The organism is Variovorax sp. 05N34 (assembly GCF_056397405.1).
The window spans coordinates 931,998-951,718 of the sequence record NZ_JBFTNI010000002.1 but is presented as its reverse complement, the minus strand read 5'-3'; the positions used below and the strand labels follow the sequence as shown (position 1 = coordinate 951,718).

At 65.3% G+C, this 19,721-nt stretch carries 11 protein-coding genes and 1 pseudogene; 6 read left to right on the top strand and 6 right to left on the bottom strand.

Annotated features, from left to right (window positions below):
* Positions 1-21: 21 nt before the first annotated feature.
* Genes AC1DMA_RS08875 through AC1DMA_RS08865 form a run of 3 tightly spaced genes read right to left on the bottom strand, consistent with a single transcriptional unit; the run spans position 22 to position 3,825 of the window.
* Complete coding sequence (locus AC1DMA_RS08875; protein WP_478143953.1) at positions 22-1,461, bottom strand: amidohydrolase family protein; 1,440 nt, start codon at positions 1,459-1,461, stop codon at positions 22-24.
* 24 nt (positions 1,462-1,485) lie between these two features.
* On the bottom strand, positions 1,486-2,625 hold the full coding sequence (locus AC1DMA_RS08870; protein ID WP_478143952.1) for a M24 family metallopeptidase: 1,140 nt from the start codon (positions 2,623-2,625) through the stop codon (positions 1,486-1,488).
* Between the two features lie 39 nt (positions 2,626-2,664).
* Positions 2,665-3,825, bottom strand: coding sequence for a mandelate racemase/muconate lactonizing enzyme family protein (locus AC1DMA_RS08865; RefSeq protein ID WP_478143951.1), 1,161 nt, complete (start codon positions 3,823-3,825; stop codon positions 2,665-2,667).
* Positions 3,826-3,975: 150 nt separating this feature from the next.
* Between AC1DMA_RS08865 and AC1DMA_RS08860 the strand changes: the two genes are divergently transcribed.
* The gene (locus AC1DMA_RS08860) at positions 3,976-4,275 is read left to right on the top strand and encodes a hypothetical protein (RefSeq protein ID WP_478143950.1); all 300 of its coding nucleotides are present in this window, start codon (positions 3,976-3,978) and stop codon (positions 4,273-4,275) included.
* A gap of 66 nt (positions 4,276-4,341) precedes the next feature.
* Here AC1DMA_RS08860 and AC1DMA_RS08855 read toward each other — a convergent pair whose 3' ends face one another.
* Entirely contained in the window at positions 4,342-4,911 is a 570-nt protein-coding gene (locus AC1DMA_RS08855; RefSeq protein ID WP_478143949.1) for a TetR family transcriptional regulator, read from the bottom strand.
* A 77-nt stretch (positions 4,912-4,988) separates the two neighbouring features.
* On the opposite strand from AC1DMA_RS08855, the gene AC1DMA_RS08850 reads away from it, so the two are divergent.
* The 3 genes and pseudogenes from AC1DMA_RS08850 to AC1DMA_RS08840 all read left to right on the top strand — a co-directional run bounded on the left by AC1DMA_RS08850 (position 4,989) and on the right by AC1DMA_RS08840 (position 9,339).
* Complete coding sequence (locus AC1DMA_RS08850; protein WP_478143948.1) at positions 4,989-5,882, top strand: SDR family oxidoreductase; 894 nt, start codon at positions 4,989-4,991, stop codon at positions 5,880-5,882.
* Positions 5,833-6,132: pseudogene (locus tag AC1DMA_RS08845) on the top strand (double zinc ribbon domain-containing protein); the annotation flags it as partial. The gene AC1DMA_RS08850 and the pseudogene AC1DMA_RS08845, both read left to right, overlap by 50 nt.
* 132 nt (positions 6,133-6,264) lie before the next feature.
* The gene (locus AC1DMA_RS08840) at positions 6,265-9,339 is read left to right on the top strand and encodes an adenylate/guanylate cyclase domain-containing protein (protein WP_478143978.1); all 3,075 of its coding nucleotides are present in this window, start codon (positions 6,265-6,267) and stop codon (positions 9,337-9,339) included.
* Positions 9,340-9,347: 8 nt separating this feature from the next.
* On the opposite strand, the gene AC1DMA_RS08835 is transcribed toward AC1DMA_RS08840, so the two are convergent.
* Both AC1DMA_RS08835 and AC1DMA_RS08830 read right to left on the bottom strand, forming a co-directional pair.
* Complete coding sequence (locus AC1DMA_RS08835) at positions 9,348-15,584, bottom strand: autotransporter outer membrane beta-barrel domain-containing protein (RefSeq protein ID WP_478143947.1); 6,237 nt, start codon at positions 15,582-15,584, stop codon at positions 9,348-9,350.
* The gene (locus AC1DMA_RS08830) at positions 15,581-16,627 is read right to left on the bottom strand and encodes a serine hydrolase (RefSeq protein WP_478143946.1); all 1,047 of its coding nucleotides are present in this window, start codon (positions 16,625-16,627) and stop codon (positions 15,581-15,583) included. Before AC1DMA_RS08830 ends, AC1DMA_RS08835 begins: the two co-directional genes overlap by 4 nt.
* 140 nt (positions 16,628-16,767) lie before the next feature.
* Between AC1DMA_RS08830 and AC1DMA_RS08825 the strand changes: the two genes are divergently transcribed.
* Together AC1DMA_RS08825 and AC1DMA_RS08820 are read left to right on the top strand one after the other, a co-directional pair.
* Positions 16,768-17,475 carry a response regulator gene (locus AC1DMA_RS08825; protein ID WP_478143945.1) on the top strand — a complete coding sequence of 236 codons (708 nt, stop codon included), beginning with the start codon at positions 16,768-16,770 and terminating at the stop codon, positions 17,473-17,475.
* Positions 17,385-19,301 (top strand): sensor histidine kinase, encoded by a 1,917-nt coding sequence (locus AC1DMA_RS08820; protein ID WP_478143944.1) that lies wholly within the window; start codon positions 17,385-17,387, stop codon positions 19,299-19,301. Before AC1DMA_RS08825 ends, AC1DMA_RS08820 begins: the two co-directional genes overlap by 91 nt.
* The last annotated feature ends 420 nt before the right edge of the window (positions 19,302-19,721 follow it).

The window sequence follows — 19,721 nt, the reverse complement described above, 5'->3', positions numbered from 1 at the left end:
ACCAACTCAGGACTTCGTCGATCAGTTGCCGCTGTCGTAGAGGGTCGTCGTGGTCTCCACACCCTCTTCGTGCAGCCCTGCCCGCTTCACCGCCGCTGCCGCGAGTTCCCTGGCCTTGCGGCGCAGCTGGACCTCATCGACGCCATGCACCTTGCCATTGCTGTAGAGCGCCTGCCCGTCAACCCAGGTCTGCGAGATTGAAGCAGTGGATGCCGAGAACACCAGCGCCTGCAGCGGGTCGTGAAATGGCGTCCACTCGATGTGATCGAGGTCGAACAGAATGAAGTCCGCCTTCTTCCCCACTTCGAGTGAACCGATGTCATGGTCCCACATGGCCGCCTTCGCGCCATCGATGGTGGCAGCCCTGAGGGCCTGCCGCGCCGTGAAGATGTCCGGCTTCATGCGTGCGTCCTTGAACATGCCGGCAACGAGCAGCATCTGACGCATCAGGTTCATGTTTCCGGCGGCGGACACGCCATCGGTGCCCAGGCCGACCGTGACGCCTGCGGCGACCATCTCCGGGTACTTCCCGATCGCGGTCGCGCCCTTGCCGAGCTTGAACGATGAGCAGGGACAGAAGGCCACCTTGGCGCCTCGGCGAGCCAGGAGGGACACCTCTTCGTCGCTGACTGCGGCACCATGGGCAATCACCAGGTTGGAGCCGATGCCACCTGCGCGATCGATCCGCGTGATCGGCCACATGCCGTATTTGCCTTCGCAGACTTTTGCCTCTTCAATTGACGTGGCGAGGTGATAGGTCGTACCCACGCCAAGGCGTTCCGCGAGCTTCTGCGCGCCCACATGCAGCTCCAGCGTGCAAGGCTCCTTGCCCTCGATGTTGACCCAGCAGCGGACGCGGCCGCCGAGGGCACCGTCGTATTTGCGGACGCAAGCCTCCAGCTCGGCGAGGGCAGCCTCGGCGCTTGGGAAGAAATGATGACGCGCCATCTCCTCGGTCCATCCGCGTGGCAATTCGGCCGGCGGGTTGTCCGCGGCATGTCGCCCCGTGACGCCACGGATGCCGGTCTTTTCCATGGCTCGGACGGTGATCCCAGGGTCGTACTGCGACCCCATGTCGATAAAGCAAGTCGTCCCGTTGCGAAGCATCTCGGTGATGCCGAGCAACGCGCCCCAATACTCGTCTTCCTCGGTGATGTGCGCGTAGAAAGGCTTCGCCCAGTGAAAGACCCATGCCCGCGTATTGAGGTTGTCCGGAAACACGGCGCGCGACAGCGTCTCGGACAAATGGACGTGGCTATCGACGAAGCCCGGGCATATGCCGAGCATCGTGCCATCCATCACCCGGTCGAACTTGCCGCCTTTATGTCTCGCGGCGACCTGCTCTGCCGCGCCGATGTCGACGATGCGGTCGTTCTCGATGACGATGCTGGCATCGCGAAGGACAGTGTCCTTGGCGTCGACCAGGAACGCGAATTCAAGGTGCTCGATCAGCGTGCGCATGGGTGCTCTTTCCAGTATTGATGTTCAGCCTTTGACAACCAACAGCTTGTCGGTGTCGGCATAGTCGGACAGCAGTTCGCAACCATCGGCCGTAACGAGCAGCATGTCCTTGTTCTGCATGCCGAATCCGAAGCCCGTTTCGTAGCACAGTGGCTCGAAGCCCAGAACCATGCCTTCCTCGATCGCAGCATCGCTTCCGGGCTTGCCGAGGATCGGGGTCTTTCCGAGGTACGGATCTTCGTGCAGATGCAGGCCGATGCCGTGCCCGACGAAAGAAATCGGCGGCAAGTCGAGTTCTGCGAGCTTCGCGATGAAAGCATCGTAGATGGCGCGGCAGCTTGCGCCTGGCTTGACCAGTTCCATGATCTGGTACTTGCAGTCGACAAGGTGCTGCCAGATCCGTTCCGCATGGGGAGGGGCTTCCTGCACAACAGCGGTGCGGCACACTCCGGCCTGGTAGCCGTCGATCACCGAGAAGATCTCGACGCGGCAGACGTCACGCGGCTTGAGCCTGCGTTCGCTCGGGCCCACGTTCGGCAGCACGCTGCGTTCGCCCGTGGCAATGATCATGAGCTTGAAGTGCTCCGCGCCCAATGCATAGACATTGCGCGTCAGATGGCCCGCGATGTCCATCTCCGAGTCACCTGCCTTGACCGATGCAAGCGCGTCGGTGATGGCCTGGTCGGCGATGCGCGACAGACGCCGCAGAAGGGCAACCTCTTCGGGTGTCTTGATCTGGCGAAGACGCGCCAGAATGTGTTCGCAGGGTTCGAAACGGGCCTCTGGCAGTGCCTTCTGAAGGCGTGCGAGATCTCCTGCCGGCAAGTAGTCCATCTCGATGCCGATGCGCGACTGACCCAGGCCGAGCTTCTTCAATTGGTCCGCGAGAACCAGCATCGCGTCGTCCGTGAATTCAGCCCAGATGCGTGTCGGCACATTCGGCGCGCGCCGCTTCACCGTGCTGGCTTCCATATCGACCGAGAACAACTCGGCCGTGCCATCGGCGCTGATGATGGCCATCGCGTGCCGGTGTCGAATCAACGGTTGCGACGGGACGACGAAGCCAGTGGCATAGGCATAGTTTTCGGGCGAGCACGACACCATGGCGTCGAGTCCGCCCTCGGCCATTGCCTTGACTTGCCGCTCGATGATTGATTTGCGCATCTTTAACTTTCCTGGTGTTGAAAGAGTGGCCGGTCGCGATCAGTCGCGTACCTGGTACTTGTCGATCTTTCCGAGGTCGACATCAATGCCCATGCCGGGACCGCCAGGAACCTCGATGGCGCCATCCACGAGCTTCATGGGGGCGACGATCAGGTCGTCGCGGTAATAGATGCCGCCCACCTGCCCCTGCTGCCATTCGGCCGGCGTTGACACGGGGACGACGCACGACAAAGTGGCCGCCGGCGCCGCGGCGGCCAAATGGATATTTGCGAGATTGCCGACGCCGGTCTCAACGGATCCGTTGACGTTGCAGACAATGCCGGCGGCCCTGCAAACAGCGGCCACTTCCATCGCCTTGTAGAGACCGCCGGGCTYCGTCGTGTAGATCGACACGATCTGCGCGGCACGGTGTTCGCTGATCTGGATGACGTCGTGGGCGTTCCATGCGGACTCGTCCGCCATGACGGGTGCGTCGATGGCACGAGCCACTTCGGCAATGCGCTCGATGCCCATCACGGGTTGCTCGACGTACTTGAGCCGATACTTTTCCATCGCGCGCACCGTCGAGATCGCCTCTCCGGGTGTGCGATAGCCTTCGTTGGCATCCACGCAGAGTTCGACTTCATCGCCAACTGCGGCACGAACAGTGCGGACCATGTCGATGTCTCGCTTCGCATCGACACCGATCTTGATCTTGATCGTCTTGATGCCCTCCGCGGCGACCTGCGCCACTTCCTTTTCCGCTTCAGCGATTGAAATCAGTCCGATGGAGTGCGTGACAGGGATATGGGACCGCACTTTGCCACCCAGCAGCATGTGCACCGGCAAGTCGAGCCAGCGGCCTGTGATGTCGTAAGCAGCGAAGTCGACTGCGGCCTTGGCGTAGGGATAGCCGCGGATCACGGCATCCATGCGGGAGTGCATCTCTGCGAAGTTACCGAGTTCGAGGCCGATCAATGATGGCGCGAGGTACTTCTCGATGACCAATTTGGCAATCGCAGTCGACTCCCCGAAGTAGCGGCCGAACTCGCCGCCCCAGTCCTTCAGGGCCGGAGCCTCTCCCCACCCCACTCGGCCGTCGCTGTCGGTCATCCTGATGAGCAAGTAACGGCCAATGGATTCCGTCAGGCCGGTCCATTTGTGCTCGCGCCGCGTCGGGAGTTGGACGAGCAATGTCTCTATGGTTTGAATGGTTGGCATCTGCCTGCTCCTCACGTATCAACTTACGCATGTCGAACAGACCATCTGCCGACGTTGCGAAGAATACTGTGATCACAGTTTGTGATCAAGTAGAATTCTTGTCAATACGCGAAGCCCTTGAGACCGCGCCAATGCATTCAGGAGCGCAATATGATTGTCGAGATCACGAACTACTACGCTTTGCCGGGAAAGATTGAAGACGTGCTGTCGCAACGCCTGCATGCCAGTGCGATCAGGACACGTCTGGGCTTGCCGGCCGGGCGGATCTTCAAAAAGCTGGAAGGGCCAGGCCCCGACGTTCGATGGGAATGCGCGTTCGAAACGCATGCAGCTTATGAGGCGGACATGGCCGCGCGCGCGGAGTGCGATGAATTTGCCAGTGCTCGAAAGGCGATGCATCTGCTGCTGGAGAGATTCGAGCGGCACATCGAAGCGGCAGCGGTCGAATAGGCCGCTTGTCGAGATCCGGAGCTTCGGTCTTCTTCAGTCCGCTACCAACGACGACCGCCTTTGGCTTCACTGAGCACTCGCGAGTGCCTTCAGACGCGCCAGCGAATCGCCGACGATGTCGCTGTAGCTACGTCGCTCGGTCGCTCCGACCCACCGCGCAAAAGCCACGCGGAAGACAGCGATACCCGCCTCGGCGACGAGGCTCGCGTCGGGCTCACCGACTCCCCTCGCCCGCAGGGCCTCCGCCAGTGCCGCGGATAGATTCGCCAGCTTGATCAACTCGCGTTCGTAGAGATCTCTGTGGGCCGCGATCACTGATGCGCGCAGGCGGGCGTACCCACGGCGATCCTCGTCGAAAAAGTCGCCGGGCGCTTGCAGCGCGAAGGCAATGGCGTCCATGGCCGTTGCGTCCGCCGGAGCACCGGCGAGCGCGCTGACCATCGATTCCTGCAGCAACTGCGGCCCGCTGAAGAGCACCTCGCGCTTGTCCGAAAAGTAGCGGAAGAACGTCCGCGAGGTGAGGCCGGCCCGCTCGGCGATGGCCGCGACGGTCGTCTGCTCATAACCCACCTCCGCGAACAACTCCAAGGCCGCCAGGCGAAAACGGCCTTCCGCATCGGGCTCCCATCGACCCATTACATCCCCATGGTGTTGACACAAAGTGACATCATAGGCCTATACTGATGTCACTCAATGACATCAAGGAACCCTCCATGCGAATTCTCGTTACCGGAGCTTCGGGCTGGATCGGCTCGGCCGCCGTCACCGAACTCATTGCCGCCGGACATCAGGTCTTGGGCCTTGCCCGCAACGACGAGGCCGCGGCCAAGATCAAGAGACTCGGCGCCGAGGCAGTGCGCGGCACCCTCGAAGACCCGGACAGCCTGCGCGCCGCAGCCGCGCGCGCCGAGGGCGTGGTGCACCTCGCCTACAACCATGACTTCTCGCAGATGGCCGTGGCGGCGCAAACCGACCGTGCGGCCATTGCCGCCTTTGCCGACGTCCTGCAAGGCACTGGTGCCCCTCTGATGATCGCCTCGGGAACATTGAGCCTGGCGCCCGGGCGCGTGGGCACCGAAGGCGACATGCCTGACCCTGCGGCGCATCCGCGCCTCGCGAACGCCGCGTATACGCTCGGCTTGGCAGAACGGGACATCCGTCCCATCGTCGTGCGCTTCGCCCCGACAGTTCACGGCGCTGGAGGTGACCACGGGTTCGTCGCCACTTTGGCGAAGATCGCACGCGCGAAGGGAGTTTCCGCGTACATCGGCGAGGGCCGGAACCGCTGGCCTGCGGTCCACCGGCTGGATGCCGGCAAGCTCGTGCAACTGGCGGTCGACAAGGCGACTCCAGGCACCGTGCTGCACGCCGTGGCGGAAGAAGGCATCGCTACGCGCGACATCGCTGCGGCCCTCGGGCAGTTTCTGAATGTGCCTGTGGAGTCCATTTCCGCCGATCGCGCAGCCGCGCATTTTGGATGGATCGGCATGTTCTTCGGCGCCGACGCCCCCGCGTCCAGCATGAAGACTCRCGAACTGCTGGGCTGGAAGCCGTCACATGCGATGCTGCTGGAAGACATCGCGGCCGGCCACTATCCAGGCCACTGAAGCATTCACTGAGGAAGCGCCTCCGCCGAACTCGGCGAGACGCCCTCGAGGTGAACCGGTTGTTCCGTGCAGCGGGCGCGACGCGGCCCTCGACACAGTGCGCGACAGGGATGAAACTTGCCGAATGCAGTGCCCACGGTGTCGCCATCCTCATTTGCAAGGGGCCAAATTCTGCGAAGAATGCGGCAGCGCACTCGCACGACAGTGCGCGACCTGCGGCTACGAGCTTGCGGCACAGGCGAAGTTCTGCAGCCAATGCGGCACGCCGGCGCGAGTCTTCGCGCCGGCCCCCTCGGTAACAGAAGCAGAAGCGCCTCGCGAACTCGCACGCGATGCCCGGCCGCCGCCCGACGCGACGACCGCGGATCGGCGACAGGCGGCCGTGTTATTCGCCGACATCACCGGATACACCACACTGTGCGCCGGCAGTGATCCGGAGCAAATCCAGGAGATGCTCGGGCGCTTTTTCGATGCGATGGACAAAGTGGTCGAATCTCACGGCGGCCGGGTGATCGACCGGGCGGGTGACGCCGTCATGGCGGTCTTCGGCGCGCCGGTGGCCCATGGCAACGATGCGCAACGCGCATTGCACGCCGCGCTTGCGATGCATCGCGCGGCTGCGGGGGTTCCGGATTGCAAAGGCGTGCCGCTGCGGCTGCACATCGGCATTACCAAGGGCGAGGTCGTGGCCGCGGTGATCAGCGGCGGCGGCAAGGCCAAATACTCGGTCACCGGCGACTCGGTCAATCTGGCCGCCCGGCTCGATGCATTGGCCCAGCCAGGCGAGATCCTGATTTCTGACGCGCTGTACCGCGAAGTCGCCGCCAGCGTCGAAGTGCAGTCCGCAGGCAGCCAAATGGTCAAGGGCTTCGCAGTGCCGGTAGAGATCTGGCGCTTGCTCGGCTTGCGCCTGGCCCGTGGCGAACGCATGCCCTTTGTGGGCCGGCAAGCCGAACTGGGGCAACTGGTCGGGGCGCTCAACGCAGTGCGCGACACCGGCGTCGGAGTGACGGTGCTTGTTCGCGGCGATGCAGGGATCGGCAAATCAAGATTGGTCGAAGAGTACCAAGCGCGCGCTCGCGACGTCGGATTCGACACCCCCTCAGGGCAGGTTCTGGATTTCGGCGTCGCCAAAGGCCAGGACGCCGTCTCGTCGCTGCTGAAAACCCTGCTGCAGGTCAGCGCATGCGACGACGAAGCGCAACGCCACGCAGCGGTGCTGGATGCCGCTGCGCGCGGCCTGGTGACTGACGACGAGATTCTGTTCGTCAATGAGTGGCTCGATCTGCCGCAGCCGAAGCCGCTGGAGGCGATTTTCGAGGCCATGGACAACGCCACCCGGCTGCAGCGCGCGAGCGAGGCGTTGCGTTCCCTGTTGCAGCGGGCCGCTGCGACTCGATCGCAACTGGTGTTGATCGAGGACATCCACTGGGCCTCGCCGGAGTTGCTGCGACTGGTGGCGGCGGCAGCCCGTGCGGCTGCGCGGGCACCGATGGTCCTGCTGCTGACCTCGCGCATCGAGGGTGATCCGATCGACAAGGCATGGCGGGCGTCGATCCACGGCAGCGCTTTCATGACCATCGATCTTGCGCCCCTGCGCCCGCAGGAAGCGCGCTTGCTCGCCGGCGGGCTGGTGGAAGCGTCGAGCCGCTTTGCACTGATGTGCATCGAACGCGCTGAAGGCAATCCACTGTTTCTCGAGCAGTTGTTGCGAACCGCGCGGGCCGGCGAGACACCGGGGCTCGCGCCCGCCGTGCCGCCGACCATCCAGAGTCTGGTGCTCGAGCGTATGGACCGCCTCGCCGCGCCCGATCGCGCCAACCTCCAGGCCGCCGCGGTGATCGGCAAGCGCTTCTCGCTTGCCAACCTGCGCGGTGTCGCGAGCGCGCCGAATGCGAGCTGCGACATATTGGTGGCGGCCGACATCGTGCGGCCCGACGGTGCGGATTTTCTGTTTGCACACGCACTGATCCAGGAAGCCGTCTATGCGTCGACGCTCAAGAGCCGGAGGCGCGAATTGCATCAGGCCGCCGCACGATGGTTCGGCGACGACGATCTGGTATTGAAGGCGGAGCATCTCGACCGCGCAGAGGACACGGAGGCCGCAGCGGCCTACCTGCGTGCAGCGACTCGTGAAGCCGGGCGGCTGCGCTTCGAAAGTGCGCTGCGCCTGGCCGAGCGCGGCGACTCGCTGGCGGCCGATCCGGCGCGAGGCAACGCCACGGTCGGCTGCGAACTCGCGTTGCTTTGCGGCGAGATGTTGCGCGAGCTCGGACGCTCGACCGAGTCGGTCGCCGCCTTCCAGCGTGCGCTCGAACTCGCCGGCGACGACGCACTGCGCTGTCGTGCCTGGATGGGCATCGCCGACGGCCATCGCGTCACCGGCGAATTCGCCCCGGCGATGCAGGCACTCGGCGAGGCCCAGCCGATTGCCGAACGGCTCGCGCTGACCGTCGAACGCTCTCGCATCCATCACACGAGGGGTAACCTCTATTTCGCCCAGGGCCGCACGGCCGAGTGCGACGCTCAGCACGTGATCGCGCTCGCGCTGGCCGAGCAATGCAGCGAACCACAGGGCCAGGCGCGGGCACTGAGCGGCCTCGGTGATGCACGCTACGCCGAAGGCCGCATGGCCAGTGCGCTCGACTACTTCAGGCGCTGTGTCGCGCTGTGCGGGGAGGAGCAGATTCGCATCACCGGGCCCAACCGCTGCATGATCGCTCACTGCCTCTGGTATGCCAACGAACTGCACGACGCCGTGGCTCATGCCCATTCGGTCTGCGACGACGCGCAGCGCTTCGGAGTCGTGCCCGTGCGGGTCTTCGCGCAGGCCACGCTCACTCAGGTGCTCACCGAAGCTGGCCTCTTTGAAGAGGCTGGCGTGTCAGTCACGAAAGCGCTTGAACTCGCGCGACTTGCTGGATCGAGGCGCTACGAAGCGACCGTGCTGTACTTCTCTGCCGAGCACCATCTGCGAAAGGGCAATCGCGCGCAGGCGCGCAAAGACCTGGAACTGGCGCTCGAGCTGGCACGCCAGACCGGTCTCGGATTCATCGGTGCCGCGCTCATGGGGCGGTTTGCGCGCATGGCGGAATCCGCCGAAGAGCGGGTTGCGCATCTTGCCGCTGGTGAAGCCCTGCTGCAGGACACCGGGCTCGCCCACAACCACCTCTGGTTCTATCGCGACGCGATGGAGGCCTGCCTTGCAGCCGGCGATTGGCAGTGCGCGCTGCAACACGCAGCTTCGCTGGAGCGGATGTTCCAGGTCGAGATCTTGCCCTGGGTCGAGTTGATGGTCGAGCGGGCGCGGGCCATCGTCGGGGCGGCCGTATCGGGCGCTGACGCGGCGGCCACCGCACGGCTGAGGGCCGTTCGCGCGACGGCGGTTGCGGCAGGCAATGGCTGGGCTCTCGCGGGCATCGATGAGGCGCTGAGGCCTGACCCGGCGACGGCGTGATGAACCCGTCAGAAATGCCTTGCCAGCCGGAGCATCGCGCTCTGGTCGACATAGCCTTTGGCGGCGCGCAGGCGGTATTCGGCCCTGAACTCCCAACCCGAATTCTTCAAGAGTTCGAGGCCGGCGGTCACGTCGCCGTAGACCTTTGGCATGTTGCTCGTGATCTGGAACGGCTGCATCGGGAACTCGGCCAGGCTCACGCTCACCTTGGCATCGCCGCTCAACACTGAGCTGACGCCGAACGCCAGATAGGGCCGCAATGTGGCGTCGTCCAGGTCGACGCGACCCCCGATCTCGACGCTTGGCGTCGCCATCCACGTGGTACTGCCGGTCGAGCGATAGGCGAGATCGAAAAGCCCGGCCCCCGTTTCGCGATAGGCAGAGTTGCGCTCATAGGTGGCGTCGAGATCGACATACGGCTTCAGGTACCAGGTGTCGAAGTCGATCTGATCGGAAACGCGGGCGCGAGCGCCCCCGAAGTAGGCCTCCGGCTTGCCGGTTGCGCTGGCGAAGAAGCCGGGCAGAACGATGCTGCGCGTCTGGGTCGAGCTTTCGTAGCCGGCAAGCAGCGCTCCGGCAAATTGCCAGGAGCCGGCTTGCCGCTTCAATGTGATGCCGCCTTGCACGCCGTCGCTCGACGCCGCCACAGTATGGTCGCTTGACGTGGTGTGGGTCCGGGTGTAGTTGAGGGAGCCGCCGAAGAACCAGTCGGGGGCAATCTTCTTCTGCGTTCCGATCTGGTAGATGGCCTGGTTTCTGCGATATCCGACGTCCTCGCTCGTGGTCGAACGGTCGGCGCTCGCGCCGAGCACGCGCCCCCACGTGCATTCGCCCTCGGCAAGTCGGGTGCTGCCATCGACAAAGGAGGGACAGCTCATCAACCGATTGAGAAATGCATAGTTCTCCTGGCCGCGGCCGCTTGCCCGAGCGAGGGAGACGTCGGAGGCGATGGTGCCGAGCGCATGCACGTAGGCGGTCGAGTCCTTGATGCCCGTGAGAGTGCCGAACAGCGGCGCCGCCTTCACACTGCCGGTATCCCACAGCGCCTGCAGATGGCCGGCAACGGCGGCCTGGTCACTGTTGAGAGCGATGCCCTGCGGCCTGAAATTGGCGTTGACCGAAATCAGCACGTCGTGCTTGTCCTCACTGATTCGCAATGGATAGGCGAAGACCGGAGAACGATCGGCCACGCTCAACTCGACAGAATGGGCGGGGATCACCGGATCCGAATGGATGATCGTCAGCGCGGTATCGCGCACCGGGTTCTGCGTGAGCGGCGTGACGGTGCCTCCGAAGTAGGAGGCCTCGCTGCTCGAGAGACGATCGCTCTTTCTGTTGGCGAAGTCGAGATCGGCGGCCAAGGTGCCCGACGAGGTCTGGTTGAACTTGCCGTAGGTCAGCCGGGTGGTCGTGAAAACGCCGGGGCCACCGGGGCTGAGCGTGCCAGCGTTGTTCAGTGCGCCCCACGTGATATAGAGGTTGTCCCCGCTCTGGAAGGTGGCCCCTGCGCGATTGTTGAAGTTGCTGCCAATGCCTGATCCTCGTCCGATGTCGACATTGCCTGCGATCAGCCCATCGTTGTTGACCACGGTTTGCCGGTCGGTCGCGATGGCTGTTCGGCCAGAAACGGTTCCGGCGTTGTTGATGGTGGTGACATCCGTGGTGATGGCCAGGATGCCGATGCCTGAACTGCGATCCGCCATCACGTTCGCGCCCTTGTCGATGGAGATGTCGACGGCGCTCCCGAGCAAGGCGTCGCCGCCGGCCCTGCTGCCCATGCTGATCGCCGCAATGGCCGGGGAGCCGGCCCCCATCGCGGAAACCGTCGCACCGGCGTGAAGATTGACCTCCACGGCCGCGCCGGCATTGATGGGCGAAGAAGGGTTCAGATGGGGCGGGGTGTTCAGGAAAACACCGCCGTCCCTGAAAACAGCGCCGCCGCCCAGGCTCATCGCAAGAATCGCGGGGGCGTTGGCGCCACTGGTGGCGACAACGCTTGCCAGGCCGGCGCAAGTCTCGCCCGGCGCACAACCGACATTCACCGCGACGCTGCCACCGCTCCCGACGCTGCTGGTCACGTCTGAGCGCTGCACCATGCCCAGCCCATAGTTGACTGAGGCCGCGTCTCCCGCGATGCCGCCGCCACCGCCCACGCTCTGCGCGAGGATGCCGATCGCACCACGGCCCGCGGTTTCAAGGTGGCCGCCTGCCGCGACCTTGACCGTGACTTGTCCGCCATTGCTGTACTCGAGCTCGTTCGCGCTCGTGCCATGCAGCGTCAGGGTGCCCGGCTGTGTTGTGAGCCCCGCGATGCCACCGCCGCCGCCAACGCTCTGTGCCACGATGCCGTGCGAGTCCTGCCCGGCTGTTCGAACCGCGCCATTGAGCACGACCGACGCAGCACCACCAGAGCCCGATGAATCGCCGCCCCCGCCGAAGGTCAATGTCGTGGGACCCGCGTACGCCTGGCCGGCGCTGGTCAGCGCCACGTATCCGCCGCCATTGCCGATGCTTTGCGCCAGCACGCCGAAAGCCAGGTTGCCGCTGGTCGAAGCCGCGCCATCGAGGGTGACCTTCACGGCGCCGCCGCCGGTCGGCGCGCCGAACTGACCGCTCGTGACGCCGAGACTGACATTCGGCGCGGCCAGCAAGGCGCCTGCCTGAGGGCTGAGTGCGAGACTCGCGATGCCGCCGCCACCGCCCACGCTTTGCGCCACGATCGCGTGAGACAGCGTGCCGGTGGTCGTGATGTCGCCCTTCCCTTTCACCGTAACGTCCCCGCCCTGGATATGCGGTGTTGCGGTGAAGTAATCCTCCCTGCTCAGTTTCCCGCCGAGCGAGATGCTCGGCGATTGCCTTTGCCGATCGGCGCCCAGACTCGTTGCGGCACTGCTGTCGACGTTGACCAAGGCAACCCCGCCGCCGCCGCTGACGCTTTGCGTCAGGACGCCGACCGAGTCATTGCCTTGCGTGCGAATGGCGCCGCCGGTCAGCACTGTGACCGTGCCGCCATTCATGTCGCCTTGGAACATTGGCGTGAAGGTTCGGGTTGCCCCAAGCGCAATCGACAACGGATTCTCCGCGCCGCCGGCCAGCGCGGAGAATCCCCCGGCGCCGATCGCGTCGGTCGAGACATCGGCTGTTCCGCCGCCCCCGCCGACGCTTTGCGCCAGCACGGCAGGAGAAGCGCCGCCCCGGGTCGAGATGCTGCTCGTGCCGGCAGAGGCATCGACGAGCACGGGGCCGCCGTTGCCGTCCGCGCCGTTGCTGCCGCCGACATTGACAGCGACGCTCCTTGCCATGGACAGTCCCTTGCTTCCCAACAGATCGAGGATCGTTGTGATCCTGTCGAGGATCTGCTCGGCAGACGCGCCACCCTGCTGCTTCACCACGGCTTCGAGGCTCTGGTCGGCCATCGTGCCGGTGCCGCCACCGCCGCCGATGCTCTGGGCCAGCACGGCTGGCGAGGCGAAAGCGCTCGTGGCGACCGTGCCCGTGTTGTTGATCGTGACGCTTCCACCATTGCCGCCGAAACCACCGAGCCCGCCGATCGCCATGTTGAGACCGATGTTCGGCGACAGCGAAAAGGCGCCGCTGACAGCGCCAGAGGCCGCAGCGACCATGCTGTCGATGCTCGACAGCAAGCTCGACACGCCGGAGGAATTGATCGCGCCACCTTGGCCGCCGCCACCCGCAATACTCTGCGCGACGATGGCCGGGGCGCTGGCGCCGCTGGTGACGACACGGCCGTCGTTCGTGAGCGTGATGTCGCCGCCATTGCCGCCGCCTGCGCCATCGCCGCCGACCCTCGCGTCGACGGCATACGTGAAGGACGCCAGCTTGAGGCCGGTGGGGGCCGTCTCCAGCCAGTTCGCGACCTGATTCACGGCGCCCAGGAAGGCCTGCGGCGATCCCATGGTCGGAGAGAAGGAGTGCGAATTCTCCTCTTGCACGAGACCGCCGCTGCCGCCGCCGCCGCCGATGCTCTGCGCCAGAACGCCGATCGACTGGTCGCCGGTGGTGCTGATAGCGCCGGACCTGCGGTTGCTGATGTTGACCGTCGTTCCCTGGCCGCCGGCACCCCCATTGCCACCGACTGTGATGCCGGCGCTGATGGAGATGTCGGATGCGCCGACCACCGTCGGCCGAAGCGGTGCCGCCGCCGTGCCGCCATTGCCGCCGCCACCGCCGATGCTCTGCGCCAGGATGCCAAAGGCCCGGGCGCCCGTGGTCGCCAATTGGCCGCTGGTGTTGATCCCGATCGTGCCGCCCATGCCGCCAGTGCCACCCGAACCGCCGACCGTGTGCTGGATGCTGGCTGCACCGGAAGGCATTTCCGGGCCGAGGTCGGGCGCGATCGTGGCCTGCGTCGAATCCGCGAAAGCACCGTTGCCTCCGCCGCCGCCGATCGCCTGCGCCACCACCGCATTGCCAAGCGCGCCCGCCGTGCTGATGCCCCCGTTCTGGTCGAGCGTGATGGCCAGCCCACCCGCCTGGCCGCCACCGCCGCCATTGCCGCCGATGCTCATGGCGACGCCGGTCAGCACTCCGACGGAAACCGCGCTTGCCGAGCCACCTTCGCCACCACCCCCGCCAATGCTCTGCAATGTCAGGCCGGATGAACCTGCGCCCGTGGTCACGATCCGTCCTGACGCTTTGAGCGAGATGTTGCCGCCGCCGCCGGCGGCCCCGCCGCGACCGCCGATGGCCATGGCGGTGATGACGCCGGTGCTGTCGGCATCCCCGCCTGCACCACCGCCGCCGCCGATGCTTTGCAGCAGGATCGCATCGCTATGGTCACCACCGGTGGTGATGCCGCCGCTGTTCGCGATGTCCAGGACGCCGCCCGTGCCCGCATTGCCGCCGTTGCCGCCGCCGACAAAGAAGGCGCCGTTGCTGGCCGCGCTCGCCCCGCCGCCCCCGCCGACTGCGTGGGCAAGAATTCCTGTCGAGTTTTGTCCCGATGTCGTGATCGAGCCGCTGTTGTTGATCTGGATGGCCGTCGCCCTGGTGCTTGCGCCGGCGCCGCCGTCGCCGCCGTGGCCCGAAATGCCGCTCGCCCCGCCGATGCCGCCGCTGCCACCTTTGACGATGGCGGTGATGCCGTTCGAATTGACCCCACTCGTCGAGATCGACCCCGTGTTCGCGATGACGACCCCCTGCGGCGTGCCGCCGGCGCCGCCGTTGTGTCCCGAGCCCCAGGAGCCAGGGCCACCGTTCGAGCCGTTGCCGCCGGTGCTCGCCGCCAGGATGCCGGGCGACATCGTCCCGCTGGTCGAGATCCATGCGCCGTTGGTGACGGTGGCAAGGCCTGCGTCGCCACCATTCGCGGCCGCCACGTCCACCGGGTCGCCGGAGGGAACGGTCAGGGCATCGCCGCCGGTCGAGCGGGCCAGGATTCCCAGCGTCCTGTCGCCACGGGTGCTGATGCTCGTCCCGTCTTGCGTGGTGACGGTGATGTTCCCCGCCGCGCCGCCCCGGCCCGTGTAGCTGTGGCCGCCGAAATCGCCGGTGTGGACGCCGGGTCCGCCCTGTCCCCCGATCGATTGAGCGCCGATACCCGCGCCAAGCTCGTTCGGGTAGGCACCGGTCCGGGCGGAGGCACCGACCGAGAGCGCGGAATTCCCGTTCAGCGTCACGCGGACCTCACCAGCGTTGCCGCCGTTGCCGGCATTCCGTTCGGCGCCGAACGTTGCGATCGCGCTCTCTTGCCCGGTGCCGCCCATCGACACTGCCGAGATGCCGTAGCCGGCCGCGAAGATCGTCGAACCCGTGAGCGTCAGCAGGACGGCATGTCCATCGGCCCCATTGCCGTGGTCTTTTCCGTCCCCCCACTTGCCTCCATCGCCGCCCTTCGAAACGCCGACAAGCCCCGCGCCGGCGGTGCTGAGGATGGAGCTGCTCTGGACCGTGTAGTCGATGATGCGGCCGTAGCCACCGTTGCCGCCCCAATGGTTCTGGCTGGTGCTGACCTCAGCGCCGTCGCCGCCATTGCCGCCGCTCACGTCGACCGTGACGCCGGCGCTGCCGGTTGCACTGATGTTCAGGCCCGACTGCGTGAGGATGAAGTTGTCCGTCGCGGGGGCGCCGTCGGAGCCATTGCTATCGCGGCAACAGGTGCCATTCGCGCCCCGCCGGTCCCAGAAGATGGCGCCCGATTGCGCGGACACCGGTCCCGAAAACACCAGCATCGCCGCTCCAACCAGCACGACATCTGTCCACACGACCGTGCGACCGAAATTCATCGCGTGCGCAACGCCTGCACGACCGCTTGCAAGACGGCACTCGAGCGCTGGGCAAACAGCTGGAACGGTGCTCCGGTGCTCCCTTCCGCGCCCGTCCAGTTGTACGTGAAGCAGAACGAAACAGGCACACCGTCGACCACCATGCGGCCCGGAAAGCTCAGCGCGTGGAAACCTTCCCAGTCGATGCTGCCGCCCTTGCCATAGGCCGCAATGTCGGCGGGCACGATGACTGAAATGGCATCTGCCATGGCCAGGATCCGCTTGTATTCGGTCAACGCTCCGCTGTTCGGAAAATACGGGCTGCCCAGCGTCTGTCGATACCAGTTCACCATGTCCGTCGCTGTGCTGCGCATCGATTCGGTGTCGTTGACCGCCGGCCGTGCATTCGGATTTGGATCCGGGATCGCATTCAGGCCATTCCAACCCAGATCGGTACCGTGGGGCGCACCTGACAGGTACGAGAAGAACAGTCGCGTCGAACCCGGAATCTGCGTGTTCGCCAAGCCCGCCCGCGTGATCAGCTGACGCACTCTGGACGCTTGCACTGCTGCAAATGCGATGTCCGTCGCGGTGTTGTCGCTGTGGGAGATCATCGCCTCGAGAACGCTTCGAAGAGGCATCGTCCCCTTCATGTGCTGGAGCACCGGACTCCCGGGCGAGCGCACCGCGTCGCTGACCACCTGCTGCGTGTCTCCTGTCAGGCCGTTGAATTGATTGGCGGTATCGATGATCGATTGCGCGAGCACGAAGGTCTTGACGGCGCTGCCGACAAACAGCTGGCGATCTGGCTGCCAACCGCCCCTCCACGCCCCGCCGGGCGCGTCCACGTGGACGAGGCAATGCGTGGTGTCGGGCGCCATCGCCCCGAAGCTATTGATCGCCTCCGTCACCGAGACCGGGCTCGCCGCAGTGACTGCGGCGGCTTCAGCGCTGGAGCCCCCGCAGCCGGACACCAGGGGGGCTGCGAGCACTGAGGCCGTCAGCTTCAGCGCGACGCGTCGTGCGTTCGAAATCGGAGGAATGAGGGGAATGGGGGGATGCATCGATGATCAGTTCCGGTTGGCGCTCCGGCGGGACATCGGCGTTGCATCTCTGTCGACCGGTAACCACACAAGCGTAACCAATAGTCACAGGCTCCCTCAATCCCCGAGAATAGGTAAAAGCGTTGCCCCGCCGTTCCTCCATGCAATCCCATGCCACAGCCCCACTCGAAGATGCCCAACCGGTCGCATTGAGTCCGGCCCTGATCGTGGAGGACGACCCGCTGATGCGGGACCGCCTGCGCCTGCTTCTTTCCGGTCTCGGCGGCGACGACCGGCAGATTGCCGTCGCAGATAGCGTCGCCGCGGCGCAAGAACTGTTCAGGAAGCAATCGTTCAGCATCGCCCTCGTCGACATTGGCCTGCCCGACGGCAGCGGCGTCGAACTGATTGCATGGCTGCAGGCTCACCATCCCGACGTTTCAGCGGTGGTGATCTCCGCCTGGCGCACTGACGAAGTGATTTTTTCGGCTTTGCGCGCGGGCGCCATCGGCTATCTGCTGAAAGAGCGCGACGACCTCGAACTCGGCATCGCACTGCGCAATATCGAACAAGGCGGCGCACCGATCGATCCCTCCATTGCACGGCGCATCCTTTCATGGCTCACGGCCAGTCCGGGATCGCCACAACCGCAACCCCTCGCAGTGCCTCCCGCCGCGGTCCTCACCCCCCGCGAGCGCAAGATCCTCGAACTTGTCTCCCAAGGCCTCAGCAACCGCGACATGGCCGAGACACTGTCGATCTCCAGGTTGACCGTGGAATGCCACACCAAAAACATCTATCGCAAGCTCGCCGTCAACTCGCGCACCGAAGCCGTCTATCAAGCGCGAAGGCATGGCTTGCTGCGCTGATCGGCGCCTGCATCGTCTGCATCGCCCTGTGCGCAACCGGCACAGTGCGCGCGCAGCCCGCGCCGGCACTGCACGTCGAGGCGGCACGCGGCTCGGGCTGGCTCGATGCGACACCCCCAACCGACGGTTGGACCCCGGTCACCCTTCCGGACACTTGGGCCTCGCGCTGGCCCGGCTTTGACGGTGTGGTCTGGTATCGCCTGACCTGGGACCAGCCGGCCCCGGTGCACGAGACCGGGCTGCTGCTGGTCTACCTCAACATGGCCGGCGTTGTGTCTCTCAACGGCATGTCGATCTGGCGCGACAACAGCCTCGTCGAGCCGCTCACTCGCGCCTGGAACACGCCGCGCTACTGGCTCCTGGCGCCGCCGCTGCTGCAACAGGGCACCAATACGCTGCTGGTCCGCGTGTCCGGTCTGTCCGCCTACCAGGCGGGGCTGGGCCCCGTCAGCCTCGGCCCGCCCGCCGTCATGCAGGCGCAGTACGAGCGCGAGCGCATGCTGCGTCGCGACCTGCAGGTGCTCGGGCTGGCCATCAGCGCCGCAGTCTCGGCCTTTTTCGGTGCGCTGTGGCTGATGCGCCGACGCGAGACAGCGTATGGTTGGTTCGCGCTGATGTCGGTTCTGTGGCTCCTGTTCGGCTTCAACCAGGTCGCGACCAGCCCATGGCCGTTTGCGACCAACGACGCGTGGCAGGCGCTCAACACCTCGCTGTTGCTGGCGTTCGCCATCTCTTTCATGGTCTTCACGCTGCGCTTTTGCGGGCGGCGGATGCGGCGACTCGAAATCGCGGCGCTGCTTCTTGTGGCCGTGGGCTGGGCCGACCTCTGGTTGATCGGCCCGCCGTCATTGGCGACGCACCGCGCCGTCTGGACGCTTGTCGGTGGCCTGATCACGATCGCCGTGGGCTGCACAGCAATCGTGCAGGCCTGGAGAACGCGCGAGCGCACCCTCGTCGCGCTGGCTCCGTTCATGGCGGTTTCCGCTTCGGCCGCCACGCACGACCTGCTGGCGTACACGCAGGTGATCGACAGCAATATCTACTACGGCACCATGTCCTCGTATGCGCTGCTGCTCGGCATGGCGCTGATCCAGGCCGGCCGCTTCGTGAACAGCCTCAGGCGCATCGAGAACTTCAACACCGAACTGATCGAGGAAGTGAACGCCGCCAAGGCCGAATTGGCCGCCACGCTGGCTCAGCGGCACGCATTGGAACTGGCGCACGCGCGTATCGGCGAACGCGTGAACCTGGTCAGCGACCTGCACGACGGACTGGGCGGCATGCTGATTGGCAGCATCGCGACACTGGAGCGCACACCGGAGAATCTCTCGGCACCCCAGTTGCTGGCAATGCTCACGAGCCTGCGCGATGATTTGCGACTGATCATCGATGCCAGTAGTCACGACGACGGCACCCCCGCGCTGGGAGACCTGCTTGTGCCGCTGCGCCATCGACTCACCGAACTGCTGGATGCCAACGGCATCGATTGCCGGTGGCGGTTGTCGGGCATCGAGACTCTGGTGCTCGCACCTTCGCAGAACCTCGAAATCTTGCGATTTCTGCAGGAAGCGCTGACCAACGTGCTCAAGCACAGCGGTGCCAAGCGAGCCGATGTGTCGCTTTCCAGATCGGGGGCAGAACTCTGCGTGGGCGTGCGCGACGATGGCAAAGGCTTCACGCTTGACGCGGCGCGACGGGGAAGCGGCGCCGGCCTTCGCAGCATGCACGCGCGAGCGCGCCGGCTCGGCGGCGAACTGAGGCTGGACTCGCAGCCAGGCCAGACAGCGCTTGCTCTACGCATGCGCTTCACCGGGCCACCGACGTGATGGTGCCGTTTGTCGACACTTTCGCTCTTCCTAAGCATCCACCAATGACAGCTGGCCGAAGCCAACTGACGACAACCAACGGCACGTAAACGCCCCATTGCGGTGGCTTGGTCGCAGAACATGGGCGGCAGGGGGACAGCTTCCATGACGCATGCCGAGACCCGGCCGTTCAATGGTGAAGAGTCTGGGCGAAAATTTTTGTGCCCGCTCGGCGCGAGGGCTACTGAAAAATTCCCGCGGCGAAGCGGACTTGGAGATGGCGCCCCGTCGGCCACGAAGATGCCGCGGTCAGCTATGGCTCGGGCGAAACCCATTTCGTGCGTGACGCACACCGTCGTCATGGCGGTGCAACTCGTCGAGCAGGTCGCGAAGCTTGGCGAGAGCAACTCTCATTGACGACTGACTGATCTCCAGCCGCTC